19 protein-coding genes and 1 other RNA gene are annotated in these 25,204 nt (G+C 62.1%); 9 read left to right on the top strand and 11 right to left on the bottom strand.

Annotated features, from left to right (window positions below):
* The first annotated feature begins 97 nt into the window (after positions 1–97).
* Together C5F70_RS02270 and C5F70_RS02265 are read left to right on the top strand one after the other, a co-directional pair.
* On the top strand, positions 98–859 hold the full coding sequence (locus tag C5F70_RS02270) for an ABC transporter substrate-binding protein (protein WP_046489422.1): 762 nt from the start codon (positions 98–100) through the stop codon (positions 857–859).
* Between the two features lie 51 nt (positions 860–910).
* Positions 911–1,282 carry a VOC family protein gene (locus tag C5F70_RS02265; RefSeq protein WP_104902653.1) on the top strand — a complete coding sequence of 124 codons (372 nt, stop codon included), beginning with the start codon at positions 911–913 and terminating at the stop codon, positions 1,280–1,282.
* Here the strand turns inward: C5F70_RS02265 and C5F70_RS02260 are convergent.
* On the bottom strand, positions 1,196–2,161 hold the full coding sequence (locus C5F70_RS02260) for a DMT family transporter (RefSeq protein WP_104902652.1): 966 nt from the start codon (positions 2,159–2,161) through the stop codon (positions 1,196–1,198). The genes C5F70_RS02265 and C5F70_RS02260 overlap by 87 nt on opposite strands.
* Positions 2,162–2,263: 102 nt before the next feature.
* On the opposite strand from C5F70_RS02260, the gene C5F70_RS02255 reads away from it, so the two are divergent.
* A complete protein-coding gene (locus C5F70_RS02255) occupies positions 2,264–3,133 on the top strand; it encodes a LysR family transcriptional regulator (protein WP_017845241.1) in 870 nt (289 codons plus the stop codon).
* 7 nt (positions 3,134–3,140) lie between these two features.
* Here the strand turns inward: C5F70_RS02255 and C5F70_RS02250 are convergent, their stop codons facing one another.
* The 8 genes from C5F70_RS02250 to C5F70_RS02215 all read right to left on the bottom strand — a co-directional run bounded on the left by C5F70_RS02250 (position 3,141) and on the right by C5F70_RS02215 (position 14,267).
* A complete protein-coding gene (locus C5F70_RS02250) occupies positions 3,141–3,731 on the bottom strand; it encodes a hypothetical protein (RefSeq protein WP_104902651.1) in 591 nt (196 codons plus the stop codon).
* Position 3,732: 1 nt separating this feature from the next.
* On the bottom strand, positions 3,733–4,779 hold the full coding sequence (locus tag C5F70_RS02245) for an N-acetylmuramidase family protein (protein ID WP_104902650.1): 1,047 nt from the start codon (positions 4,777–4,779) through the stop codon (positions 3,733–3,735).
* A gap of 244 nt (positions 4,780–5,023) precedes the next feature.
* Positions 5,024–5,120: signal recognition particle sRNA small type (gene ffs / locus C5F70_RS02240), an RNA gene on the bottom strand.
* A 133-nt stretch (positions 5,121–5,253) separates the two neighbouring features.
* The gene (locus tag C5F70_RS02235) at positions 5,254–6,423 is read right to left on the bottom strand and encodes a putative zinc-binding metallopeptidase (RefSeq protein WP_046382447.1); all 1,170 of its coding nucleotides are present in this window, start codon (positions 6,421–6,423) and stop codon (positions 5,254–5,256) included.
* 117 nt (positions 6,424–6,540) lie between these two features.
* Positions 6,541–8,907, bottom strand: a complete 2,367-nt coding sequence (gene ligA, locus C5F70_RS02230) for an NAD-dependent DNA ligase LigA (protein WP_104902649.1) — start codon at positions 8,905–8,907, stop codon at positions 6,541–6,543.
* An 86-nt stretch (positions 8,908–8,993) separates the two neighbouring features.
* Positions 8,994–9,857, bottom strand: coding sequence for a cell division protein ZipA (zipA, locus tag C5F70_RS02225; RefSeq protein ID WP_017845234.1), 864 nt, complete (start codon positions 9,855–9,857; stop codon positions 8,994–8,996).
* 259 nt (positions 9,858–10,116) lie between these two features.
* The gene (gene smc / locus C5F70_RS02220; RefSeq protein ID WP_104902648.1) at positions 10,117–13,605 is read right to left on the bottom strand and encodes a chromosome segregation protein SMC; all 3,489 of its coding nucleotides are present in this window, start codon (positions 13,603–13,605) and stop codon (positions 10,117–10,119) included.
* A gap of 2 nt (positions 13,606–13,607) precedes the next feature.
* Positions 13,608–14,267, bottom strand: a complete 660-nt coding sequence (locus tag C5F70_RS02215) for a GntR family transcriptional regulator (protein ID WP_017845232.1) — start codon at positions 14,265–14,267, stop codon at positions 13,608–13,610.
* A gap of 280 nt (positions 14,268–14,547) precedes the next feature.
* On the opposite strand from C5F70_RS02215, the gene xdhA reads away from it, so the two are divergent.
* The 4 genes from xdhA to guaD all read left to right on the top strand — a co-directional run bounded on the left by xdhA (position 14,548) and on the right by guaD (position 20,784).
* Positions 14,548–15,993, top strand: coding sequence for a xanthine dehydrogenase small subunit (gene xdhA, locus C5F70_RS02210; protein ID WP_017845231.1), 1,446 nt, complete (start codon positions 14,548–14,550; stop codon positions 15,991–15,993).
* Positions 15,986–18,385 carry a xanthine dehydrogenase molybdopterin binding subunit gene (gene xdhB / locus C5F70_RS02205; RefSeq protein WP_104902647.1) on the top strand — a complete coding sequence of 800 codons (2,400 nt, stop codon included), beginning with the start codon at positions 15,986–15,988 and terminating at the stop codon, positions 18,383–18,385. Before xdhA ends, xdhB begins: the two co-directional genes overlap by 8 nt.
* Before the next feature lie 242 nt (positions 18,386–18,627).
* A complete protein-coding gene (xdhC, locus tag C5F70_RS02200) occupies positions 18,628–19,467 on the top strand; it encodes a xanthine dehydrogenase accessory protein XdhC (RefSeq protein WP_104902646.1) in 840 nt (279 codons plus the stop codon).
* 12 nt (positions 19,468–19,479) lie between these two features.
* Entirely contained in the window at positions 19,480–20,784 is a 1,305-nt protein-coding gene (guaD, locus tag C5F70_RS02195; RefSeq protein ID WP_057003812.1) for a guanine deaminase, read from the top strand.
* Positions 20,785–20,912: 128 nt separating this feature from the next.
* Here the strand turns inward: guaD and C5F70_RS02190 are convergent, their stop codons facing one another.
* Complete coding sequence (locus C5F70_RS02190) at positions 20,913–21,677, bottom strand: GntR family transcriptional regulator (RefSeq protein WP_046382440.1); 765 nt, start codon at positions 21,675–21,677, stop codon at positions 20,913–20,915.
* A 226-nt stretch (positions 21,678–21,903) separates the two neighbouring features.
* On the opposite strand from C5F70_RS02190, the gene C5F70_RS02185 reads away from it, so the two are divergent.
* Entirely contained in the window at positions 21,904–23,094 is a 1,191-nt protein-coding gene (locus C5F70_RS02185; RefSeq protein WP_046489409.1) for a benzoate/H(+) symporter BenE family transporter, read from the top strand.
* Between the two features lie 37 nt (positions 23,095–23,131).
* Here C5F70_RS02185 and C5F70_RS02180 read toward each other — a convergent pair whose 3' ends face one another.
* On the bottom strand, positions 23,132–23,476 hold the full coding sequence (locus C5F70_RS02180; protein ID WP_017845225.1) for a YggL family protein: 345 nt from the start codon (positions 23,474–23,476) through the stop codon (positions 23,132–23,134).
* Positions 23,477–23,713: 237 nt separating this feature from the next.
* Between C5F70_RS02180 and dacB the strand changes: the two genes are divergently transcribed.
* A complete protein-coding gene (dacB, locus tag C5F70_RS02175; RefSeq protein WP_017845224.1) occupies positions 23,714–25,174 on the top strand; it encodes a D-alanyl-D-alanine carboxypeptidase/D-alanyl-D-alanine-endopeptidase in 1,461 nt (486 codons plus the stop codon).
* The last annotated feature ends 30 nt before the right edge of the window (positions 25,175–25,204 follow it).

Raw genomic sequence — 25,204 nt, 5'->3', positions numbered from 1 at the left:
TGCTAGCGGAGCAAGGGGGAAATTGCATCCGGCACGCTTGCCTTATCTGCCTAAGATTGCCTGAGCGGCCCCGAAAAGGCCTGAACCCGGAGAGTGTATGCGCGTAGTCCTGGGCGCCTTATGGATGCTCACCACCGCCAGCCTTGCGGCGCCCGCGCCGTTGCGCTTCTCGGTTTCCGACAGTTGGGCGATGCCTATGGTGCAAGTGGAGGACGGCCAGCCCACCCAGGGTATTTTGTATGACCTGATGTCGAGCCTGGCCACCCAGGTCGGCCGCCCGGCCGAGTTCCACGTACTGGCGCGGGCACGCATTGCCGCGGCCATGGCCCATGGCGACATCGATGTGCGCTGTTATGTCGCCCAGGCCTGGCTCGACAACCTGTCTGGCGACTACCTCTGGAGCCTGCCGTTGCTGGTCCAGCGCAACGTATTGGTCAGCGTCCGCAACCAGCCGGTGCAATTGGCCCGGCTGGCGCCGCAGTCGATCGGAACGGTGCTCAATTACCGCTACCCCACGCTCGACCCATTGTTCGCCAAAGGCCAACTGAGGCGCGACGACGCCCGCAGCGAAGAACAAGTACTGCACAAACTGGTGGCCGGGCGCTTCAAGTATGCGGTGAGCAATGAATGGATCGTCGACCGCTTCAACCAGCACCTGCCGATGGAACAGCGACTGCACAAAGTCGCCATCATCGAGGAGCAAAGCCTGGGCTGCGCCGTGCGCAACGACCCGGACCTGCCGGTGCAACAAATCCTGCGCACCCTGCTGCGGATGAAGATGTCAGGCGAAATCGACGACATCATCCAGCTGTACACCGGCGAAGACGCCGTGCCCCCGCACGCTCCTGACAAGAACTGACAGCGCCGTCTTTTAGACTGGGCTCAACCACCCCGTCCTCAAGGAGCCTCCATGAATACCGTCGCCCATTACTTCCTGCTGTATGTCGACAGCCCTGCCACCAGCGCCAACTTCTACAGCCGCCTGCTGGACAAGCCACCGGTTGAATTGAACCCGACCTTTGCCCTGTTCATTCTCGATAATGGCGTCAAGCTCGGCCTGTGGTCGCGCCACAGCGTAGAGCCGGCCACCCAGGTCACGGGCGGTGGCGGCGAATTGGGTTTCCCCCTGCCCGACAACGCCGCCGTGGATGCCCTGCATGCCCAATGGTTGGCGCGGGGCGCCACGATCATCCAGTCACCGACCGTCCTGGACTTTGGCTACACCTTTGTCGCCCAGGACCTCGACGGCCATCGGTTGCGCGCGTTCTGCATGAGCAACTGAGCCGCGCCGCCAACGGCCTTCCAGGCTGATGGCCGCCACACTGGCGAGTACGATCATCGCGCCGAGCATCACCTGCCCGGCGACGTGCTCGCCCAGCAATATCGCCGCCATCGCCATGGCCACCGGCGGAATCAAGTACATCGCCACCGATGCACGGCTGACCTCGACATGCTTCAACACATAAGCCCAGGCCAGGTACGCCAAGGCACTGGGGAAAATGCCCAGCACCAGCACCGCCAGGTTTTCCGGCCAGGGCGCCTGCGCCACGGCGGCGGGCAGGCCTGGCAGGTTCACGCAGAGCATCAACGTGCCCGACCACACCATGTAGCACGCCAGGGTCAGCGGGCTGTAGCGGTGGGCACAGTGTTTCTGGATGGCGAAATACACGCTCCATGACACCGCCGCCAGCAGGATCAACAGGCCACGCGGGTCGATGTCGCCCACGCCCTGCTCACCCCAGATCACCACCAGCACGCCAAGCAACCCCAGCAATACACAGCTCCAGCGCCAGACACTGACCCGCTCCCTCAAGCAAAAAAACGCGATCAGCACACTGAACAGCGGCGCCGACTGCGCCAATACACTGGACGCCGCCGCCGTGACCCATTGCTGCCCATAGTTGAGGCAAGTGTGATGCAGGAACACCCCGAAAAAACCCAGCACCAGCAACCACGGCACATCTCGCAGGCGCGGCCGACCGACATCCAGCACCAACGCGACGCCGCCCATAAACACCGAGGCGATCAAAAATCGCAGCAACGCCAGTTGACCCGGACTGTAGCTGCGCAGCCCCATGTGTACGCCAACCGGCGAATAGGCCCAGCAGAGGATCACGCTGGCGATGACTAGCGTAAGCTTTAGGCGTGACGGGGAATTCATCAACGGCATCCAGAAACAGAGAAGGAATGCCGCCAGTCTTGGCCGGGTCACGCCGTAGGACAATTAAGCGTTTCTGACTTCTGAAATCAGTGGAACTGAGCAATGGAAATGGCCCAACTGAAGATGGTGCGAGCCGTGGCGCAAACCGGCAGCGTGGCTCAGGCCGCGGCGCAATTGCATTGCGTGCCGTCGAACATCACCACGCGCATCAAACAGCTGGAAAGCGAATTGGGCACGCCACTGTTCATCCGTGCCGGACGCGGGCTGGCGATCAGCGCCGCCGGTGAAATCTTCCTCGATTACTGCGAACGCATCCTGGCCCTGGTGGACGAATCCAAACGCGCGGTGGACGCCAACGCTATCCCGCGGGGCACCTTGCGGATCGGCGCGGTAGAGTCCAGCGCCAGCGGCCGCCTGCCACCGCTGCTGGCGGAATACCATCGACGCTACCCCGACGTCAGCCTCGAACTGGTGACCGGCGCCTGGGGCCAACTGCTCGACGACCTGCAACACCACCGCCTGGACGTGGCGCTGGTGGCCGCCGGCAACAAACGCTCCAAGCTCGAACACAGCGTGGTCTACAGCGAACGCCTGGTGCTGATCGCCAGCGCCTGCAGCGCACCGATCAAGCGTGCCGAGGACCTGGCAGGGCGAACCCTGCTCGTCTGGCCGCCTGGCTGCCCTTATCGCGCGGCCTTGGAAAACTGGGTCAAGCCCCATGACTTCAAGCCGACCATCGCCAGCTATGCCAGTTGGGGCACGATCATCGGCTGCGTCAGCGCGGGGATCGGCGTGGCGCTGGCGCCGGAGGGCATTCTGGCGCGCTATGAGCAGGCCAATCAGCTGGCGTCATACCGGTTCGAAGAACTGGCGGCCGTGGATAACCTGCTGTTCTGGCACAAGGACACCCAGCGACATCTGGCCCGGGATGCATTCGCCGGGCTGCTGCGCGAAACCTTCGGCCAACCCTGAGCGAACATCAGCTTTTCGGGGCAGCCAATCGCGCGTACTGATCCTGGCTGATCCAGCCGATGAACGACCGATCCTGAGCATTGACGAACTCGACCTGGGCCCAGCCGTCCTTGAAAGCCAGCACGCCGACCACATCCCCTTTGACGATATACGCACGCTTGGCCGCCTTGGCGCGCGGGGTCTTCAGCAAGTAGGCCTTGTCGGCGGACACGGTCACCAGGCCGATCCATGGCTTGTTGGCAGTCTGGCTCAGGTCCAGGCCGGTGGCGATTTCCGGCATCAACACACTGATGCAACCGGGATGCTGGCGACCCTGTTCGACGGTCAGGGTCACGCCGTCGGACGAAGGCGCCACGCTGCCGGGGTAGGCATCGTCAAGCCAGGTGGTCAACGCGTCGGGCTGGCCTTGCAGGTAGAACGCGCAACCACGGGTCACGCCCTCGCCCAGTTCTTCGGCGTAGAAACCTTCGACCTGATGCTCGGGCGTCACCGCCAGCATCAACCCTTCGTACTTGCCCGAATGCAACACAGCGGAACCGGCGAATACCGGCGCCACGGCACACCACGACAACACACCCATCGCGAGATAACGGATCATCTTATTTTTTCCTCTCAAGTGCGTCGTAGGCTTTTTTCATGAGGTCGTCATAGTTGCCGTAGTCCTCGCCGTTATAGTTACGGGCCATGGCGGTAAAGTCTTTGGCTTTCATGGCTTTCATCAATGCCGGGCTGTGGCTGCACAAGGCGAGGAAAGCCTTTAGTTGATTACCGGCATTAACTTTTAATGCGGCAACGAACTCAAATACGCTTGTGTAACCGCATGCCGCGAAATTGAACCCCATGATCTGAAACATGCCCCATGAGGCCGACATCAAGGCAGCTTCCTGATTCAGCGCAAATGCGGTGGCCATGGTTTCCCAGGCCTTGATCTGATCCTTGTTATTGACCTGCCACTGCGGCCCGGCCTTTCTGACGTAGGGGTACGACAGCAGCGGGTGCGCCTGGTCGTAGATACGCTTGGTGTACTTGCGAAACTGGTGCCCCTCAAAGGCGATCACCGGCAACTTGGCCGGGCCGAACCCGGAACGCCCACCCGATTCCACGGTGGCGAAGGCCCTGATGATATTGACGGAAATACCATTGCCCAGCTGCGTAGCGGCGTTCTGGAAGTCGCTATCGCTCAGGGTAATGCCCCCGTCGCACGTGGCCTGAAGTATCAACTGCCGATTGCGCCGCTCGGCCTCGACCATCGCGCGCATGCGGTCCAGGTACACATTGACCGTGGCCTGCACCGCACCGCCGCTGTTGTTGCCGAACACATTGAGAAAGCTCGGGATACGCATCGTCGGGAAGGCCTTCACCGGCACCTTCACCGCTTCCTCGATCAGGCTGTTGAACGTGCGACCGGTGGGGTCGATCACGCCATCGGGATGGGCGTACTTGAGATGACGGAACTGATACTGGCTGATGCACTGCACCAGTTGGCCGTCGCACTTGCCGTTTTCAGCCAACGGAAACCCCATCTTGGGGATGATCAAATTGAATAAATACTGAATGCACTGAACATCGGCGGGCAAGTTACGGGCTTTACCGGGCGAGCCAACTGAAGCACTGATAAGACGGGGTAACCCCTGCAGGCTTTTCATCACAGACATCCTTGTTAGTTAAAGAAGTGATAGCACTTCAATATCAAATCAGCGCCATTGTTATACTCTGAAACAAGTGGCCGGCGGAAACTAACAAGGTGGTTTGAGGTTGTCCAGCAGGGCTTTTTAACGGTGTGAAATAGCCGTCATACGCTGCGCAGTAAAACAACGGCAGATGACTGAAAAGAAGCTGGAAGGATGTGAAACAGAAGAGGTACGGCAAGGAGGAGCGTTATGGAGGCAACCCCACCAGCCACACCCCGGCACACAATGTTCCCGCTGTGGCTGCTGCCTTCCGGCTCTGACCAGGTTCACGGGTAATCGTTGCGGGGGGACCGATGGGGTCACCATAACGACGCTGGCCTCTCGGCAAGCCGCGCCATTGTACCGATCTGATCGGAAGTTACAACCGTTAGTACGGGATTAAAAAATGAAGAGGTTCAAGCACTTGCCCTAACCGCCCGGATCTCTCCTTCATGCCTGTGCCTGCAGGGCCTCATCCGCCCTGCCGCCCTCTTCCTGGATGACCAGGTGAATGAAGTGCAGCTTGGCGATCACTGCCGGTGGCAGTACGAAGGGGTAGAAATCCGGCTGGCCCATGGCGCGGGACAGTTCGTTGAGCATGCCGGCCAGTTCGATCCAGGCGTTGACGAATGACAGGAACGCCGCGCCGCCGGGGTGTTCGGGGTCGTAGAGGGTGGTGCGGGGGAACGGCTGGTAATCCAGGTCCATTTCGCGGGCGCTCATGCCGAAGCCCAGGGCGGTGTCGACGGCGTCCATCATGTGCAGGTAATGCGCCCAGGTTTCGGCCCAGTCTTCCCAGGGGTGCATGGTGGCGTAGGCGCTGACGCAGGTGTGGTGCCAATCCGCGCGCGGGCCGTTCTGGTAGTGCTGGTCGAGGGCGTCGGCGTAACTGGCGCGTTCGTCGCCGAACAGGTGGCGAAACGCTGGAAGCCAGTGGCTGTTGGCGATCAGCCGGTCCCAATAGTAATGGCCGACTTCATGGCGAAAGTGGCCGAGCAAGGTGCGGTACGGTTCGCGCATCTGCACGCGGATTTTTTCGCGGTGGGCATCGTCGGCTTCCTTGATGTCGAGGGTGATCAGGCCGTTGGCATGGCCGGTGGTCGGCGCGTTGCCTTCCAGGTCGATGCCAACGAAGTCGAAGGCCAGGCCGTTGTCTTCGTCGACGCTTTTGGGCACGACCTGCAGGCCCAGGCTGATCAGTTGCGCCACCAGCCGGCGCTTGGCCGTCTCGACCTTGCCCCAGCGCTCGGGGTTTTCTGCGATCGACAGGTCGGGAATGGTGCGATTCAGGCTGCACGCCACGCACAGCGCGGCGGTGCTGTGGGCGGGAATCAGCCAGTTGCAGGCGGCCGGGCTGTCGAGGTTGGCGCAGCGGCGGAAAGCGCCGGCGTCGGGGTTGTCGTCCAGCAGCCAAGTGTCGACGACCGGGCCCGCGTGCAATGAAGACAGGCGGCTTTGTTGCGGTGGGTAGCCGAGCAGCGCCGAGCAGGCCAGGCATTGGCTGTTGCGAAAGAACAACGACTGGCCACACCGGCACTGCCAGACCTTGCTGTTGCGCGAGGATTCGGCCATGAACGGTGCGGCGATGCGCGAACTGAGTTGCTCGAAGAAGCGGTACATGGCGATCTCTCCCGGGGTGACGAAGACTAGATCATTTCGCGCCCGGGATCGTTCCACTTTCTTCGAAGGGCCGCTTCGCAGCCCAGCGGGAGCAAGCGCCCGCATCACAAGAAGTTGTCAGACAGTGATGTTGTGCCGAGCCAGAAAGTCCACGAAGGCGTCTTCGTCCAGAACCTTCAGGCCCAGTTCGCTGGCCTTGGCCAACTTCGAACCGGCACCCGGCCCGGCCACCACGCAATAGGTTTTCGCCGACACTGAACCGGCCACCTTGGCGCCGAGGCTTTCGAGCTTGTCCTTGGCCACGTCGCGGCTCATCCGCTCCAGCGAGCCGGTCAGCACCCAGGTGTGCCCCGCCTCCGGCAAACCTTCGATCACTTTTTTCGCGCTCTGCCAGTGCATGCCGAATTCCTCGAGTTGCTGCTCGATGGCCAGGGCACGCTGGGCGTGGTCGGGGTTATCGAAGAACTCGCGCACGGCCTTGGCCTGCTTCTCGGGCAGCGCCTGGCGCATATCGAGCCAGTCGGCCTTGATCACGCCTTCGAGGGAGCCGAACTTGTCCGCCAGTTTCTGCGCGGCGCCGGGGCCGACGCTGGGCACGTTGAGTTTGTCGAGCAAACCGCCGAGGGTGGTGCTGGCGGCGAACTCCGCGGCCAGGTCGCCTTGGTCCTGCAGTTGCAGGCCGCACTTGTCCGGCGCCAACAGCGCGCCGATCACGTCCTGGTTGTGGCGATCCTCAAAGAAGCTGTGGATCTCGTGCGCCACTTCCAGGCCAACGTCCGGCAGGTACGTCAGCACTTCCGGCAAAGCGCGCTGCACGCGCTCCAGGGACGCCAGGGAGCGCGCCAGCACCTTGGCGGTCTCCTCGCCCACGTCGGGAATGCCCAGGGCGTAGATGAAACGTGCCAGGGTCGGCGTCTTGCTGTGTTCGATGGCGCTGATCAGCTTTTTGCTGGAGACATCGGCGAAGCCTTCCAGGTCGATGATCTGTTCGTACTTGAGCATGTACAGATCCGCCGGCGAGGCGATGAGTTTTTCGTCGACCAGTTGCTCGATGGTCTTGTCGCCCAGGCCGTCGATGTCCATCGCCCGGCGCGAGACGAAATGGATGATCGCCTGCTTGAGCTGCGCCCCGCAGGCCAGGCGACCGACGCAGCGGTACACCGCGCCTTCGCTGACGGTTTCCTTGCCCTTGCTGCGCTTGACCAGTTGCGTGCGCTCGACGTGGGAGCCGCACACCGGGCAGCTTTCCGGGATATGCACCGCGCGGGCGTGTGCCGGGCGGCGCTCGGTGACCACCGAGACGACCTGCGGGATCACGTCCCCGGCGCGGCGGATGATCACCGTGTCGCCGATCATCAGGCCCAGCCGCGCCACTTCATCCATGTTGTGCAGGGTGGCGTTGGACACGGTCACACCCGCGACCTTGACCGGTTTCAGCCGCGCCACCGGGGTGACGGCGCCGGTGCGGCCGACCTGGAATTCCACGTCGAGCAGCTCGGTCAACTCTTCCATGGCCGGGAATTTGTGCGCGATCGCCCACCGCGGCTCGCGAGCGCGGAAACCCAGTTCGCGCTGGGAGGCAATGCTGTTGACCTTGAACACCACGCCGTCGATTTCATAGGGCAGGTTGCTACGCCGCTCGCCGATATCGCGGTAGTAGTCCAGGCATTCCTGGATGCCCTTGGCCAGTTTCAGCTCATGGCTGATCGGCATGCCCCACTTCTGCAACTGCTGCAAATTGCCGATGTGGGTGTCGCTGATATCCGCCGTCACCTGGCCAATGCCGTAGCAGCAGAACTCCAGCGGACGGCTGGCGGTGATTTTCGAATCCAGCTGGCGCAGGCTGCCGGCGGCGGCGTTGCGCGGGTTGGCGAAGGTCTTGCCGCCGACTTCCAGTTGCGAGGCGTTCAGGCGCTCGAAACCGGCCTTGGACATGAACACCTCGCCGCGCACTTCCAGGGTCGCCGGCCAGCCGCTGCCGTGCAGCTTCAACGGGATATTGCGCACGGTACGCACATTCACGCTGATGTCTTCGCCGGTGGTGCCGTCGCCCCGGGTGGCGCCGCGCACCAGTTCGCCGTTCAGATACAGCAGGCTGACCGCCAGGCCATCCAACTTCGGCTCGCAGCTGTATTCCACCGCGGCACCGCCGCCAAACAGGTCGCCGGTCGGCAGGTCGAGGCCTTCGGTCACCCGGCGATCGAACTCGAGCATGGTGGTTTCATCGAAGGCGTTGCCCAGGCTGAGCATCGGAATCTCATGCTTGACCTGAGTGAACGCCGACAACGCCGCACCGCCGACCCGCTGCGTCGGCGAATCACGCGTGACCAGCTCCGGATGCTCGGCCTCCAGGGCCTTGAGTTCCTGGAACAAGCGATCGTACTCGGCGTCTGGGATGCTCGGCTCGTCGAGGACGTAATAACGGTAGTCGTGCTGATCCAGTTCAGCGCGCAATTCGAGGATGCGGGTGTGGGCGGCGGTCATGGGTGTTCTCTCATAAAGCAAAAGAGCAGCCGAAGCTGCTCAAATGTTGGTGCGCTTATTCTATCGACAACGCTTGAGGCCAAACCTCAGCGTTTCTGTGTCAGGGCGCGACGCTCGAACTCGACGATGCGCTGACGGTAGTGTTCGATGGTCTGGGCGGTCAGGACGCTGCGCTGATCGTCCTTCAGTTCGCCGTTGAGCTCCTGGGACAGTTTGCGCGCTGCGGCAACCATCACGTCGAAGGCCTGTTTCGGATGACGCGGACCCGGCAGGCCGAGGAAGAAGCTCACGGCCGGGGTGCTGAACAGGTCGATATCGTCCAGGTCGAAGGTGCCCGGCTTGACCGCGTTGGCCATCGAGAACAGCACTTCGCCATTACCGGCCATGCTTTCGTGGCGGTGGAAGATATCCATCTCGCCAAAGCGCAGGCCGCTTTCCAGAATGTTCTGCAACAGTGCCGGGCCCTTGAAGCCAGCGGCGTCGCGGCAGATCACGCTGATCACCAGGACTTCTTCGGCGGCCGGCTGATCGTTCACCGACTGGCGCGGCGCACTCTTGGCCGGGCTCTCGTCAGGGAAATCGTCATCGCGGCTGCTGAAGCTCGGGCCGTCGTCCACGCCCAGGTTCAGGTCGCCCTGATGCGGCTCGGCGGCGGCGGCACTGCCACGTTTGCCACGCTTGGAAGACGGTTCACGGGCTTCGCGCACAGGGGCGCTCATGGACGGCAAGTCATGTTCGTCCAGTTGCGGTTCCTTGTGGGTATCCAGCACACGGGGCGGCCCCAGCAGCTCGGCGCTGCCGTCGTCGTCGGGCAAGTTGGACAGGTTGCGGTCCAGACGGAACTTGAGCTTGCCCTTGCCGCCGCGCATACGGCGCCAGCCATCAAAAAGAATACCGGCAATGACAATAATGCCGATGACGATCAGCCACTCGCGCAGACCGATTTCCATGTAATCCCGTGCCTCTAATAAAAAATGCTGAAAAATAAGGGGTTTAGCACCGTGCAAACCGCTTTAAAACGTGGCGCCAACTCTATGTTCTGACTGACGTTTTGCCCACGCATACGAAAAATTGACATTAAACTAGCACGACCAAAGATAACTTTACACCGTCTGTCAAAATGCCTTGAACAAATATGCCAATTTGCCACTTTCGTCAGACCGGTAAACCGCCCTACATCGCGCTGATAATCTTCGCTACCGGCATGGCTCAGGAATCCACCATCGCCATCGCTTCTTCGACATCCACCGCCACCAATCGCGAACAGCCCGGCTCGTGCATCGTCACCCCCATCAACTGATCCGCCATTTCCATGGCGATCTTGTTGTGGGTGATATAGATGAACTGCACGGTCTGGGACATCTCTTTGACCAGGCGTGCGTAACGTCCAACGTTAGCGTCATCCAGTGGCGCGTCAACTTCATCGAGCATGCAGAACGGCGCCGGGTTCAACTTGAAGATGGCAAACACCAGGGCCAATGCGGTCAGGGCTTTTTCGCCGCCGGACAACAAATGGATGGTGCTGTTCTTCTTGCCCGGAGGCCGCGCCATGATCGTTACCCCTGTATCGAGTAGATCTTCGCCCGTCAGTTCCAAGTAAGCGCTGCCGCCACCGAAAACTTTTGGGAATAACGCCTGTAAACCGCCGTTAATCTGATCAAAGGTATCTTTGAAGCGGTTGCGGGTTTCCTTGTCGATCTTGCGGATCACGTTTTCCAGGGTGTCCAGGGCTTCCACCAGATCGGCGTCCTGGGCGTCCAGATAACGTTTACGCTCGGACTGTTGCTGGTATTCGTCGATGGCGGCGAGGTTGATCGCACCGAGTCGCTGGATACGCGCGGCAATCCGCTCAAGTTCTTCTTCGGCGTCTTTCTCGTTGGCCTGGGCGGTCAGGGTGTTGAGCACGCCGTGCAGGTCGTAGCCGTCTTCGAGCAGTTGGTCCTGCAGGGTTTTGCGGCGCACGGTCAGGGCCTGCCATTCCATGCGCTGTTGTTCGAGCTGGCCGCGAATCAGCTGGGATTGCTGCTCGGCCTGGGTGCGGCGTTTTTCCGCGTCGCGCAGTTCGCGGTCGGCGTCTTCCAGGGCGATTTGCGCGGTCTTGAGTTCTTCGTCGACGGTCATGCGCTTGTCGAGCAGCTCTTCGAGCTTGAGCCGCAACTCTTCCAGGGGCGCTTCGCCCTCCTCCAGGTTGAGGCTCAGTTGCTCACGCTTTTCGGTCAGGCGCTCGGACTGCATCTCCAGGCGCTCCAGGGCCTGGCGCGTGGAATCGTGCTGGGCGCGCAGGGAGCCGAGGCGCACCGCCAACTGGTGGGCGTGGTCCTTGTGCTGGCGCGCTTCCTGACGGACCCGGTCGAGGCGTTCGCGCAGGCTGTCGCGCTGGGCCAGCAGCAATTCGCGCTGCTCGGTGTCGACGGCCATGCTGTCGAGGGCTTCCTGCAATTGCAGGCGCGCCTCGCCGATCTGTTCGTGTTCGAGGGCGCGCTGCTCGCCCATCTCGGCCACTTCTTCGTCGAGACGAGTGCGGCGCAGGGTCAGTTGCTCGACCTTGGCCTTGCTCGCCGACAACTGGGCTTTCAATTCGCCCTGCTGGCGCGCTTCGTCCTGCAACAGGCGGCGCAGGTGTTCGCGGCCGGTCTCTTGCTGGCGCTGGGTGGCGCGCAGGGTTTGCAGTTCGGTTTCCAGGCTTTCCAGGGTAGCTTCGTGCTCTTCACGCTCGGCGATCAGCTTGACGATTTCCTGGCCACGGGCCAATAGGCCACTTTCCGCCTCACTGGCGCGGCGCACCCGCAGGAAGTGGCGGCCGACCCAATAACCGTCGCGGCTGATCAGGCTTTCGCCGGCGCCCAGTTGACCGCGCTGGGCCAGCGCCTGCTCCAGGGATTCCACCGGTTTGACCTGGCCCAGCCACGGCGCCAGGTCAAGCGCGGCCTCGACTTTATCCAGCAGGCTGCCCGGCACACGCGCGCCATCGGCGGCGGGGCTGAGCAAGCGCAGATCGCCCTGGGCAAAACCGGCCAGGTCGAAGCCGGCAAAATCATCCACCAGCACCGCTTGCAGGTCGGCGCCGAGCACGGTTTCCACCGCCAGTTCCCAACCGGCCTCGACCTTCAAGCCCTCCGCCAGACGCGGGCGTTCGGCCAAGTGCTGGTCACGCAGCCATTCGGCGGTGCCGGTACCAGGGTCCAACGCGGCCTGCTGCAAGGCTTCGAGGGACGCCAGGCGCCCGTTGAGCCGCTGCAGATCGCCTTGGGCCTGTTGCTGGGCCTGGGTCGCCTGTTGCAGTTGCTGACGCAATTGCTCCAGGCGCTCCACTTGCTGTTCTTCGCTGGCTTCCAGCTCTTCGAGGGTCATTTCGCTTTCGGCGAGTTGCTCGCTCAGCTCCAGGATCGCCGCGTCTTCCGGGTCGGCGGCGAGCAGCACGCGCTCTTCCTGCAGGCGACGCTGGCGCTCGGCCAGGCGCTCCATGCTGGTTTCCAGTTGCTGGATGCGCGACTGCTGCACCTCAGCCTGGCGGCGCGGTTCGGCGGAGCGCAGGTTGAAGGTGTCCCACTGCTCCTGCCAGCCGTGCATGGTGGTCTCGGATTCTTCCAGGGTGGCGGCGGCTTCTTCGGCAGCGGCGCTGGTGACTTCCTGCTCGGGGGTGAGCATGTCCAGCTCTTCGCCGAGGGTCAGCAGCAAGGTACGGTCGTGGCCGAGGTGGGACTCGGTCTCCAGGCGCGCGCGCTCGGCTTCCTTCAGATCGTCCTGCAACTGGCGCAGACGTTGCTGGCCGTGCTGGATGCTCTGTTCGACCCGGGCGATGTCGCCGCCCACCGAATAGAAGCGGCCCTGCACCAGATTGAAGCGCTCGGACAGGTCATGATGCCCGTCGCGCAGGCGCTCGATGCTGGCGTCGGCGTTGCGTTGTTCGGCCACCAGGGCTTCGAAGCTGATTTCCTGGGTGCCGATGATCGCTTCGCGCTGGCCGACCTGATCGTTCAGCGCCTGCCAGCGCAAGGCCGACAGTTGTGCCTTGAGCTGACGTTCTTCGCCCTTGTATTCCTGATACTTCTCGGCGGCCTGGGCCTGACGGTGCAGGCGCTCCAACTGGCGCTCCAGCTCTTCGCGCAGGTCGGTCAGGCGGGCGAGGTTTTCATGGGTGCGGCGGATACGGTTTTCGGTCTCGCGACGGCGCTCCTTGTACTTGGAGATGCCGGCAGCTTCTTCGATAAAGTTACGCAGGTCTTCGGGCTTGGCTTCGATCAGCTTGGAGATCATGCCCTGTTCGATGATCGAGTAGCTGCGCGGGCCAAGGCCGGTGCCGAGGAAGATATCGGTGATGTCCCGACGGCGACACTTGGTGCCGTTGAGGAAGTAACTGTTCTGGCTGTCGCGCGTCACTTTGCGGCGGATGGAAATTTCCGCGTAGGCCGCGTATTCGCCGACCAGGGTGCCGTCAGAGTTGTCGAACACCAGTTCGATGCTGGCCTGGCTCACCGGCTTGCGGCTGGTGGAGCCGTTGAAGATGACGTCGGTCATCGACTCGCCACGCAAGTTTTTTGCCGAGCTCTCGCCCATCACCCAGCGCACGGCATCGATGATGTTCGACTTGCCGCAGCCATTGGGCCCGACCACCGCCGCCATGTTACTGGGGAAGTTCACCGTGGTCGGGTCGACGAAGGATTTGAACCCCGCCAGTTTGATGCACTTGAGCCGCACGCTTAGGCGTCCGCCAACGCAGCGATCACCAGCGAGCAACTGCGCTGGCCGTAGGCCGACAGCACCAGGCGAATCTGCGGCAAGTCACGGGCGAGCACGGCGGCGAGCAATTGCTCGAACAGCGCGAGGTATTCGCTCATGGAAGCCTTGCGTTGATCCAGGGCCAGGTAATAGGCGCGGTTCATCGCCGGCTGCAGGTTCTCGACGGTTTCCTGCAAATACGGGTTGTTGGCAAAGGGGTACGCGGCACGCATCACATTGAAGCTTTCTGCGACGAAAGCGCGGATGTCCTGGCGTTCGAAATTGCTCACCAGGCGCTGCTGGATCTGCACGAACGGCGCCATGTCGGCCTGGGTCTGCCAGCCCTGCGCCACCGCATTGCCGAGCAGGATGTACAGCTCGGCCATCAACGTACACAGGCTCTGCACCTTGTGCGCGGTGAGTTCGGTGACGTGAGCGCCACGGCGCGGCAGGATCGCGATCAGGTGGCGACGTTCGAGGATCAGCAAGGCTTCACGCACGGAACCGCGGCTGACGTTGAGTGCCAGCGTAACCTTCTGTTCCTGGATCCGTTCCCCAGGCTTGAGATCGCCGCGAATGATACGTTCGGCGAGGTGGTGAGCGATTTGCTCGGCGAGACTGTCCGGCGCCTTGAACGTCATGTTTTCCCTTCAAAATCTTCTATCGATACAAGCGCGCCAGTGTAGCGCAAATGCCCGCTGATGGCGCTCGGCCCACCTTCAAGAATTTGGCATGAAATAAGCAACGATGAACCGCCAGAAGCCCCCAAAAACGCCGGTTCCAGAAGACTGGACCATAATTAATAGGGTTGTGACCGCATTTTCTTGACCTTTAGGTCAGAAAATCATTGACCGAAAAGTCAGACATGACTAGATTCGGCGCAAAGCGGTTAACAACAATAATGAGTCTGCGAGGCCTTCCGTGATCCAGTTTTTACTTAACCAGGAACTCCGTAGCGAGCACGCCCTGGACCCCAACCTGACCGTGCTCAACTACCTGCGCGAGCATGTGGGCAAACCCGGCACCAAGGAAGGCTGTGCCAGCGGCGATTGCGGCGCCTGCACCGTGGTGGTCGGCGAACTGCACAGCGATGAGCAGGGCGAGCGGATTCGCTATCGCAGCCTGAATGCGTGCCTGACGTTCGTGTCGTCGTTGCACGGCAAACAGTTGATCAGCGTCGAAGACCTCAAGCACCAGGGCCAACTGCACAGCGTGCAACAGGCGATGGTGGAGTGTCACGGTTCGCAATGCGGCTTCTGCACCCCCGGTTTTGTGATGTCGTTGTTCGCCCTGCAAAAAAACAGCGACGCCCCTGACCGCGACAAAGCCCATGAAGCCCTGGCCGGCAACCTGTGCCGCTGCACCGGCTATCGCCCGATCCTCGCCGCCGCCGAACAGGCCTGCTGCAACAAACCCCAGGATCAGTTCGACAGCCGCGAGGCCCAGACCATCGCCCGCCTCAAGGCTATCGCGCCGACGCACACCGCTGAACTCAACAGCGGCGACAAACGCTGCCTGGTGCCGCTGACCGTCGCCGACCTGGCCGACCTCTACGACGCCTACCCCCAGGCCCGCCTGCTGGCCGGTGGCACCGACCTGGCGCTGGAAGTCACGCAGTTCCACCGCACGCTGCCGGTGATGATCTACGTCGGCAATATCGACGAGATGAAGCGCATCGAGACGTTCGACGATCGCCTGGAAATCGGCGCCGCCGCCGCCCTCTCCGATTGCTACACCGCGCTGCGCCACGAATACCCGGACTTCGGCGAACTGCTGCAGCGCTTCGCCTCCCTGCAAATCCGCAACCAGGGCACCCTGGGCGGCAACATCGGCAACGCCTCGCCGATCGGCGATTCGCCGCCGCTGCTGATCGCCCTCGGCGCGCAGATCGTGCTGTGCAAGGGCAACGTCCGTCGCACCCTGGCGCTGGAAGATTACTTCATCGACTACCGCGTCACCGCACGCCAGGACAGCGAGTTCATCGAGAAGATCATCGTGCCCAAGGGCCACACGCGGTTCCGGGCGTACAAGGTATCCAAGCGCCTGGACGACGATATTTCCGCGGTGTGCGCGGCGTTCAACCTGAAGATCGACGACGGTGTGATCAGCGACGCCCGCGTCGCCTTCGGCGGTATGGCCGCCACGCCCAAACGCGCACAGCACTGCGAAACCGTGCTGATCGGCGCGCCCTGGAATGCCGCCACCGTGGAGCACGCCTGCGCCGCCCTGGCCGAGGATTTCACCCCGCTGTCGGACTTCCGAGCCAGCAAGGAATACCGCCTGCTCAGCGCGCAGAACCTGCTGCGCAAATACTTCATCGAGCTGCAAACGCCGCACATCGAAACTCGGGTGACCGCCTATGTCTAACCATCACGCCGTGGCAAAAACCCAGGCCGAACTGGCCGCGCTGTTTGCCCAGGACCTGACCTCCGGCGTCGGCCGCAGCGTCAAGCACGACAGCGCCGCCAAGCACGTATCCGGCGAAGCGCAGTACATCGACGACCGCCTGGAATTCCCCAACCAATTGCACCTGTATGCGCGCCTGTCCGACCGCGCCCACGCCAAAATCCTCAACATCGATACCGCGCCCTGCTACGCCTTCGACGGCGTGCGTATCGTCATCACCCACGAAGACGTGCCGGGGCTCAAAGACATCGGCCCGCTGCTGCCGGGTGATCCGCTGTTGGCCATCGACACCGTGCAGTTCGTCGGCCAGGTGGTGCTGGCCGTGGCCGCCCGCGACCTGGAAACCGCGCGCAAAGCGGCGCTGGCCGCAGTGATCGAATACGAAGACCTGGAGCCGGTGCTGGACGTGGTCGAGGCCTACCGCAACCAGCATTTCGTGCTGGACAGCCACACCCATCAACGCGGCGATTCGGCGACAGCGCTGACGGCCGCGAAGCATCGCATCCAGGGCACGCTGCATATCGGCGGCCAGGAACACTTCTACCTGGAAACCCAGATTTCCTCGGTGATGCCCACCGAAGACGGCGGCATGATCGTCTACTGCTCCACGCAAAACCCCACCGAGGTGCAGAAGCTGGTGGCCGAAGTGCTCGACGTGTCGATGAACAAGATCGTCGTCGACATGCGCCGCATGGGCGGCGGTTTCGGCGGCAAGGAGACTCAGGCCGCCAGCCCGGCGTGCCTGTGTGCGGTGGTCGCGCGCCTTACCGGGCAGCCGACCAAGATGCGCCTGCCGCGCGTCGAAGACATGCTGATGACCGGCAAGCGCCACCCCTTTTATATCGAATACGACGTCGGCTTCGACGACAGCGGGCGCTTGCATGGCATCCAGCTGGAGCTGGCGGGTAACTGCGGCTGTTCGCCAGACCTGTCGAACTCGATTGTCGACCGCGCCATGTTCCACGCCGACAACGCGTATTACCTGGGCGACGCCACGGTCAACGGCCATCGCTGCAAGACCAACACCGCGTCCAACACCGCGTACCGCGGCTTTGGCGGCCCGCAAGGGATGGTCGCCATCGAAGAAGTGATGGACGCCATCGCCCGTCATCTGGCCCTCGACCCGTTGGCGGTGCGCAAGGCCAACTATTACGGCAAGACCGAGCGCAACGTCACCCACTACTATCAGACCGTCGAGCACAACCTGCTCGAAGAGATGACTGCCGAGCTTGAGGCCAGCAGCCAATATGCCGAGCGCCGCGAAGCGATCCGCCGCTACAACGCGCACAGCCCGATCCTGAAAAAAGGCCTGGCGCTGACCCCGGTAAAATTCGGCATTTCCTTCACCGCCAGCTTCCTCAACCAGGCCGGCGCGCTGATCCATATCTACACCGATGGCAGCATCCACCTGAACCACGGCGGCACCGAGATGGGCCAGGGCTTGAACACCAAGGTCGCGCAAGTGGTGGCCGAGGTGTTCCAGGTGGACATCGACCGTGTGCAGATCACCGCCACCAACACCGACAAGGTGCCCAACACCTCGCCGACCGCCGCCTCCAGCGGTGCCGACCTGAACGGCAAGGCCGCGCAGAACGCCGCCGAAACCATCAAGCAACGCCTGGTGGAATTTGCCGCGCGCCACTACGCGGTGAGCGAAGCGGACGTGGCATTCCACAACGGCCATGTGCGCGTGCGCGAGCAGATCCTGAGCTTTGAAAGCCTGATCCAGCAGGCGTATTTCGCCCAGGTGTCGTTGTCGAGCACCGGCTTCTACAAGACCCCGAAAATCTTCTACGACCGCAGCCAGGCGCGCGGTCGGCCGTTCTACTACTTCGCGTTCGGCGCGGCCTGCTGCGAAGTGATCGTCGACACCCTGACCGGCGAATACAAGATGCTGCGCACCGACATCCTCCACGACGTCGGCGCTTCGCTGAACCCGGCCATCGACACTGGCCAGGTCGAAGGCGGCTTTATCCAGGGCATGGGCTGGCTGACCATGGAAGAGCTGGTGTGGAACGACAAGGGCAAGCTGATGACAAACGGCCCGGCCAGCTACAAGATCCCGGCCGTGGCCGACATGCCCTTGGATTTGCGCGTGAAGCTGGTGGAAAACCGTAAGAACCCGGAAGACACAGTGTTCCATTCCAAGGCCGTGGGTGAGCCGCCGTTCATGCTCGGGATTGCCTCGTGGTGCGCGATCAAGGATGCGGTGGCGAGCCTGGGTGACTATCGCCACCAGCCGAACATCGATGCGCCGGCGACGCCGGAGCGGGTGTTGTGGGGGTGTGAGCAGATGCGGCAGTTGGCTGCTGCGAAGGCGGTTGAGGCTGAAACCGAGATGGCTTCGCTGTAAATCGAGGTGCTGCCATCGGGGGCAAGTCGAATCGTCGCACCGCCCCTCCCACATTTTTCACCTGTGAATACATTCAAGTATGGGAAGGGGCTTGCCCCTCCCACATTTTTGATCTGTGAATACATTCAAGTATGGGAAGGGGCTTGCCCCTCCCACATTTTTGATCTGTGAATACATTCAAGTGTGGGAGGGGGCTTGCCCCCGATGACGGTAGAACTGACAACAGAAATGTTGAGGTAGACATGAACAACTGGATCAGCGCCCTCGCCAACCTGCAAAACCAGGGCGAACCCTGCGTGCTGGTGACCATCATCGAAGAGCTCGGCTCCACGCCGCGCAATGCCGGTTCGAAGATGGTCATCAGTGCCGCACACACGTTCGACACCATCGGCGGCGGGCACCTGGAATACAAAGCGATGCAGATCGCCCGCGACATGCTCGCCCGCGGCCAGCAACACAACCATCTGGAGCGTTTCAGCCTCGGCGCGAGCCTGGGCCAGTGCTGCGGCGGCGCGACCGTGCTGCTGTTCGAACCCATGGGCCAGGTGCAGGCACAGATCGCCGTATTTGGCGCCGGCCACGTCGGCCGCGCCCTGGTGCCGTTGCTGGCGAGCCTGCCGTGCCGGGTGCGCTGGATCGATTCGCGCGAGCAAGAGTTCCCGGAACACATCCCACAAGGCGTGCGCAAAATCGTCAGCGAAGAACCGGTCGACGAAATTGCCGACCTGCCCGCAGGCAGTTACTGCATCGTGATGACCCACAATCACGCGCTGGACCTGGAACTCAGCGCCGCCCTGCTCAAGCGCAATGACTTTGCCTACTTCGGCCTGATCGGTTCAAAGACCAAGCGCGTCAAGTTCGAGCACCGCCTGCGGGATCGCGGCGTCGACGCCGCACAACTGCAACGCATGCGCTGTCCCATGGGCCTTAGCGAAGTGAAGGGCAAATTGCCGGCGGAAATCGCCATCTCCATCGCCGGCGAAATCATCGCCACCTATAACGCCCATTTCGGCCAGCACACCGCGAGCGCCGAACCCATTGCCCAACTGCTGCCGGCTTCGCGTCGCAGCCAAGCTATCTAAATTGAGATCACCATGCCTTCGACTCGCAAAGCCTACCGCGCCGCCATCCTGCACAGCCTCGCCGACCCCGCTGAAGTGGGGATCGAGGCGTCCTATGAGTATTTCGAAGACGGCCTGCTGGTCATCGACAACGGCCGGATCAGCGCCCTGGGCCACGCCCACGACCTGCTGCCGCACCTGCCCGCCGAGGTCGAAATCACCCACTACCAGGACGCGCTGATCACCCCCGGGCTGATCGATACGCATATCCACCTGCCGCAAACCGGCATGGTCGGCGCTTATGGCGAACAGTTGCTGGACTGGCTCAACACCTACACCTTCCCCTGCGAACGCCAGTTCGCCGACAAGGCCCATGCCGAGGACGTCGCAGAGATTTTCATCAAGGAACTGCTGCGCAACGGCACCACCACCGCGCTGGTGTTCGGCAGCGTGCATCCGCAATCGGTGCAGGCATTCTTCGAGGCCGCCGAAAAACTCGACCTGCGCATGATCGCCGGCAAGGTGATGATGGACCGCAACGCCCCCGACTACCTGACCGACACCGCCGAATCCGGCTACCAGGAGAGCAAGGCGCTGATCGAACGCTGGCACGGCAAGGGCCGCCTGCACTATGCGGTGACGCCGCGCTTCGCACCCACCAGCACGCCGCAGCAATTGGCGCTGGCCGGGCAACTGCTGGGCGAATACCCCGACCTGTACATGCAGACGCACATCAGTGAGAACAAGCAGGAAGTCGAGTGGGTCAACGAGCTGTTCCCCGAGCGCAGCGGCTACCTGGATGTGTACGACCACTACCAGCTATTGGGCGAACGCTCGGTGTTTGCCCACGGCGTGCATCTGTGCGATGACGAATGCGCGCGGTTGGCGCAGACCGGCTCGGCAGTCGCATTCTGCCCGACCTCGAACCTGTTCCTCGGCAGCGGGCTGTTCAACCTGCCGATGGCCGAGAAGCACAAACTCAACGTGGGCCTGGGCACTGACGTCGGCGGCGGCACCAGCTTCTCGTTGCTGCAGACGTTGAACGAAGCCTACAAGGTCATGCAACTGCAAGGCGCGCGACTGAGCCCGTTCAAGTCGCTGTACCTGGCCACCCTGGGCGGTGCGCGGGCGTTGCGGTTGGAGGACAAGATCGGCACGTTGCAGCCGGGTACCGATGCGGACTTCCTGGTGCTGGACTACAACGCCACGCCACTGCTCAGCTATCGCATGAAGCAGGCCAAGGACATTGCCGAGAGGTTGTTTGTATTGATGACGTTGGGGGATGACCGGGCGGTGTTGCAGACCTATGCGGCCGGTAATCTGGTTCACCAACGCTAATTTCAGATATGCCACAAACCCAAATGTGGGAGGGGGCTTGCCCCCGATTGCAGTGGTTCAGTCAAAGCATCCAGTGACTGATACACCGCAATCGGGGGCAAGCCCCCTCCCACATTTTTTGATCGGGCTTAGAGTTTGACCGAAGAGCGCCCCGGCTTCTTGCTCTGCAACAAATGCGAGAACACCGCATGCAAATCATCCGACGCGCTTTCCTCGTCGAGGTTGAGCTTGCTGTCGATATGATCCATGTGATGCATCATCAAATTCACTGCCAGCGCCGCGTCCCGGGCTTCGATCGCATCGATCAACTGGCTGTGTTCATCGTAGGAACAGTGCGAGCGGTTGCCGCTTTCGTACTGCGCGATGATCAATGAGGTCTGGGACACCAGGCTGCGCTGGAAGCTGATCAGCGGCGCGTTTTTTGCCGCTTCGGCCAGCTTCAGATGGAACTCGCCGGAAAGGCGGATACCGGCACCGCGATCGCCGCGGGAGAAGCTGTCGCGTTCGTCGTTGACCATCTGCCGCAGCTCGGCCAACTGCTCCGCCGTGGCGTGCTGCACCGCCAGTTCCGTGATCGCCCGCTCGACCAGGCGCCGGGCCAGGAACACCTGGCGCGCTTCTTCGACACTCGGGCTGGCCACCACCGCGCCGCGATTGGGCCGCAGCAGTACCACGCCTTCATGGGCCAGGCGCGACAACGCGCGGCGAATGATGGTGCGGCTCACGCCAAAGATTTCGCCGAGTGCCTCTTCGCTCAATTTGGTACCGGGTGCCAGGCGTTGTTCGAGAATCGCCTCGAAGATATGCGCGTAGACGATATCGTCCTGGGTTCCGCTGCGGCCGGTCTTGCTGGCTCGCGGTTGTTTCTTGAGAGGTTGCAACTGTTCGTTCATGGGCACTCGGATCGGGAGAACGGCGGCGAATTAACGGTAATACGGCAACAAAGAGGCGCTGGCAAGTATCAGCTAAAATCAGCGCACATTGTACACAACCCCATGCGCCAACACACTGTACGGCTGTTTGCGAGCCCGGCTGTACTGCAATGAGTCGTTACGTTTGAGTTTAGGCTTGAATCTGCGCCTTCACTGGCAAACTCCCAGGTAAAAGGAACACCTCGCCATGACCGACGCCACCCAAGCGCCCTTGCGCCCACTGGCCGACACTTCTCCCTCGGCCATCGTCGCCGGTTTCATCGCCATGATGACCGGCTATACCAGCTCCCTGGTGCTCATGTTCCAGGCCGGCCAAGCCGCCGGTTTGACCAGCGCGCAGATTTCCTCGTGGATCTGGGCGATTTCCATCGGCATGGCGGTGTGCAGCATCGGCCTGTCCCTGCGCTACCGCACACCGATCACCATTGCCTGGTCGACACCCGGCGCAGCGCTGTTGATCACCAGCCTCGGCGGCGTCAGTTACGGCGAAGCCATCGGCGCCTACATCACCTGCGCGGTGCTGGTGACGCTCTGCGGGCTGACCGGCAGCTTCGAAAAACTGGTCAGACGCATCCCGGCGTCGCTGGCGGCGGCCTTGCTGGCGGGGATTCTGTTCAAGATCGGCAGCGAGATTTTCGTCGCCGCGCAGCATCGCACCGGCCTGGTGCTGGGGATGTTTTTCACCTACCTGCTCATCAAACGCCTGTCGCCGCGGTATGCGGTGCTCGCCGCGCTGGTGATCGGCAGCGTGCTGTCCGGGCTGATGGGGCTCCTGGATTTCAGCGGTTTTCACCTGGAAGTGGCAACGCCGGTCTGGACCACGCCGCACTTCTCGCTGGCGGCGACCATCAGCATCGGCATCCCGCTGTTCGTGGTGGCGATGACCTCGCAGAACATGCCGGGCGTCGCAGTGTTGCGCGCCGACGGCTACAACGTGCCAGCGTCGCCGCTGATCACCGCCACCGGCCTGGCCTCGCTGGTGTTGGCGCCGTTCGGCTCCCACGGCATCAACCTGGCGGCGATCAGTGCGGCGATCTGCACCGGGCCCCACGCCCATGAAGACCGTAACAAGCGCTACACGGCGGCAGTCTGGTGTGGCGTGTTCTACGGCATTGCCGGGGTGTTCGGCGCCACATTGGCGGCCTTGTTCGCAGCCTTGCCCAAGGAACTGGTGCTGTCGATTGCGGCGTTGGCGTTGTTTGGCTCGATCATCAATGGCTTGAGCATCGCCATGAATGAGCCGAAGGAACGGGAAGCGGCGCTGATCACCTTTATGGTCACCGCGTCAGGCTTGACGTTGTTTTCCATCGGGTCGGCGTTCTGGGGGATCGTGGCGGGGGTGTTGACGCTGCTGATTCTGAACTGGCGCAAGGCATAAAAAAACGGCGACCCTCAGGTCGCCGTTTTGTTTAGTATCACTTAGCCGCGTTGATCGGCTTTTCCGGATACCACACGTCCATCAACGGGCTGACTTCAGCCTTGGTCAGCTCGGAACGGGTTTTCAGCCAGGCGTCAACGGCAGCACGCTGCTCTTCGGAGACCGAGCCACGCTTCTGCAGGCAAACCAGACCGTAGTCATCGCCGCCGACATAGCCCAGACCGTTGGCTTCCATGGCTTCTTTGATGAATGCTTCGAGGAAAGCGTCGATAGCTTCTTCACTCAGGCCTTCGTTGAAGTCCAGGTTCAGTTCGAAACCCAGCTCTTGAAATTCATCAACGCACAGTTTTTTGCGCAGACGCTGGGAACGGTTAGTCGCCATTGGAACAATCCTCATAAGTAATAACGGGCGGCACTTTAGCAGCTTAAGGCAGCGATTGCCCGACTCTCTGGGACAGGCGGCGAAATGCCTGGAAAAAAAACCCCGATTAGCAGCTATCGTTCAGCTACAAGTGGTTCCAGCTTGGGGCATAATGCCGACACTTTCATGACTACTGAGGGATTTTCTTACATACCCCTCGCCTTTTTCACCCTCCTCAGCAGTAGGGTTTTATTCCTTATGATCAAATCTTTGCGTCCATTGCTCCTTGCCGGCGTTCTCCTGCCGCTGGCTTTTTCCGCCACCGCCGCCCCGATCAATAACACCCTGCCACCCAACGTCGCACAGGCCCTGCAGAAGGCCAAGTTGCAGAACACCGCATTGTCCCTGGTGATGCTGCCGTTGAACGGCCCCGGCACCCCCACCGTCTTCAATGCCGACGTCTCGGTGAACCCGGCCTCCACCATGAAGCTGGTCACCACCTACGCAGCCCTGGAAATGCTCGGCCCCAACCACCAGTGGAAGACCGAGTTCTACACCGACGGCACCCTCAGCGGTGGCGTATTGCGCGGCAACCTGTACCTCAAGGGCGGCGGCGACCCCAAGCTGAACATGGAAAAACTCTGGCTGCTGATGCGCGACCTGCGGGCCAATGGCGTGCAGCAAGTCACCGGCGATCTGGTGCTGGACCGTGGCTTCTTTATTCCGCCGCAACTGCCGGAGTTCAATGACGACGGCAATGACGAGAACAAACCGTTCCTGGTCAAGCCCGATGCCTTGCTGGTCAACCTCAAGGCCCTGCGCTTCGTGACCCGCAACGATTCCGGACGCGTGATCGTGTCGGTCGAGCCGCCGATCGCCAGCATTCGCATCGACAATCAGGTCAAGGCGTCCAACGCCAAGCAATGTACCGGCGACGTGCGCTACAACCCGGTGACGGCGGCGGATGGCAGCATCACCGTGACCGTCAGCGGCCAGTTGGGCGATGGCTGCAGCTCGCAGACCTACTTGTCGTTGCTCGATCACGCCACGTATACCGCCGGCGCCGTGCGGGCGATCTGGCAGGAATTGGGCGGTACCATCCAGGGCCGTGACATCCAGGCACCGGTGCCCAAGGACGCCAAGGTACTGGCGCGGGCCTTCTCGCCGGACCTGGCGGAAATCATCCGCGACATCAACAAATACAGTAACAACACCATGGCCCAGCAGTTGTTCCTGAGCCTGGGCGCGCAGTTCCGCAACGACGCCGACGGCGACGATGCCAAGGCCGCGCAACGCGTGGTACGCCAGTGGCTGGCGAAAAAAGGCATCACCTCACCGCACCTTGTGATGGAGAACGGTTCGGGCCTGTCCCGTGCCGAACGCGTCAGCGCACGCGAGATGGCGGCCATGTTGCAAGCCGCGTGGAGAAGCCCCTACGCCGCGGAATACATCAGCTCGATGCCAATCGCCGGCACCGACGGCACCATGCGTAAACGCCTGAAGACCACCGCCATGCGCGGTGAAGCCCACGTCAAGACCGGCACCTTGAACACCGTGCGCGCCATCGCCGGGTTCAGCCGCGACAACAACGGCAATACCTGGGTGGTGGTGGCGATCCTCAACGATCCGAAGCCGTGGGGTGCGTCGTCGGTGCTCGACCAGGTGCTGCTGGACCTGTACCGCCAGCCAAAGCTGGCGGCAGCGGCGCCAGTCCTCTAGACACCGCCATAACCTGTGGGCAAGCCCGCG

The sequence above is a fragment of the Pseudomonas sp. LH1G9 genome, from assembly GCF_002949975.1.
GTDB lineage: Bacteria > Pseudomonadota > Gammaproteobacteria > Pseudomonadales > Pseudomonadaceae > Aquipseudomonas > Aquipseudomonas veronii.
The sequence above is the reverse complement of the archived record's forward strand: the minus strand, read 5'-3'. Positions and strand labels throughout refer to the sequence as shown.

Excerpts from the sequence above, each read along its gene's own strand:
- C5F70_RS02270 (WP_046489422.1), top strand. The coding sequence starts at position 98 with ATGCGCGTAGTCCTGGGCGCCTTATGGATGCTCACCACCGCCAGCCTT.
- C5F70_RS02265 (WP_104902653.1), top strand. The coding sequence starts at position 911 with ATGAATACCGTCGCCCATTACTTCCTGCTGTATGTCGACAGCCCTGCC.
- C5F70_RS02260 (WP_104902652.1), bottom strand. The coding sequence starts at position 2,161 with ATGAATTCCCCGTCACGCCTAAAGCTTACGCTAGTCATCGCCAGCGTG.
- C5F70_RS02255 (WP_017845241.1), top strand. The coding sequence starts at position 2,264 with ATGGAAATGGCCCAACTGAAGATGGTGCGAGCCGTGGCGCAAACCGGC.
- C5F70_RS02250 (WP_104902651.1), bottom strand. The coding sequence starts at position 3,731 with ATGATCCGTTATCTCGCGATGGGTGTGTTGTCGTGGTGTGCCGTGGCG.
- C5F70_RS02245 (WP_104902650.1), bottom strand. The coding sequence starts at position 4,779 with ATGAAAAGCCTGCAGGGGTTACCCCGTCTTATCAGTGCTTCAGTTGGC.
- C5F70_RS02235 (WP_046382447.1), bottom strand. The coding sequence starts at position 6,423 with ATGTACCGCTTCTTCGAGCAACTCAGTTCGCGCATCGCCGCACCGTTC.
- ligA (WP_104902649.1), bottom strand. The coding sequence starts at position 8,907 with ATGACCGCCGCCCACACCCGCATCCTCGAATTGCGCGCTGAACTGGAT.
- zipA (WP_017845234.1), bottom strand. The coding sequence starts at position 9,857 with ATGGAAATCGGTCTGCGCGAGTGGCTGATCGTCATCGGCATTATTGTC.
- C5F70_RS02215 (WP_017845232.1), bottom strand. The coding sequence starts at position 14,267 with ATGACGTTCAAGGCGCCGGACAGTCTCGCCGAGCAAATCGCTCACCAC.
- xdhB (WP_104902647.1), top strand. The coding sequence starts at position 15,986 with ATGTCTAACCATCACGCCGTGGCAAAAACCCAGGCCGAACTGGCCGCG.
- xdhC (WP_104902646.1), top strand. The coding sequence starts at position 18,628 with ATGAACAACTGGATCAGCGCCCTCGCCAACCTGCAAAACCAGGGCGAA.
- guaD (WP_057003812.1), top strand. The coding sequence starts at position 19,480 with ATGCCTTCGACTCGCAAAGCCTACCGCGCCGCCATCCTGCACAGCCTC.
- C5F70_RS02190 (WP_046382440.1), bottom strand. The coding sequence starts at position 21,677 with ATGAACGAACAGTTGCAACCTCTCAAGAAACAACCGCGAGCCAGCAAG.
- C5F70_RS02185 (WP_046489409.1), top strand. The coding sequence starts at position 21,904 with ATGACCGACGCCACCCAAGCGCCCTTGCGCCCACTGGCCGACACTTCT.
- C5F70_RS02180 (WP_017845225.1), bottom strand. The coding sequence starts at position 23,476 with ATGGCGACTAACCGTTCCCAGCGTCTGCGCAAAAAACTGTGCGTTGAT.
- dacB (WP_017845224.1), top strand. The coding sequence starts at position 23,714 with ATGATCAAATCTTTGCGTCCATTGCTCCTTGCCGGCGTTCTCCTGCCG.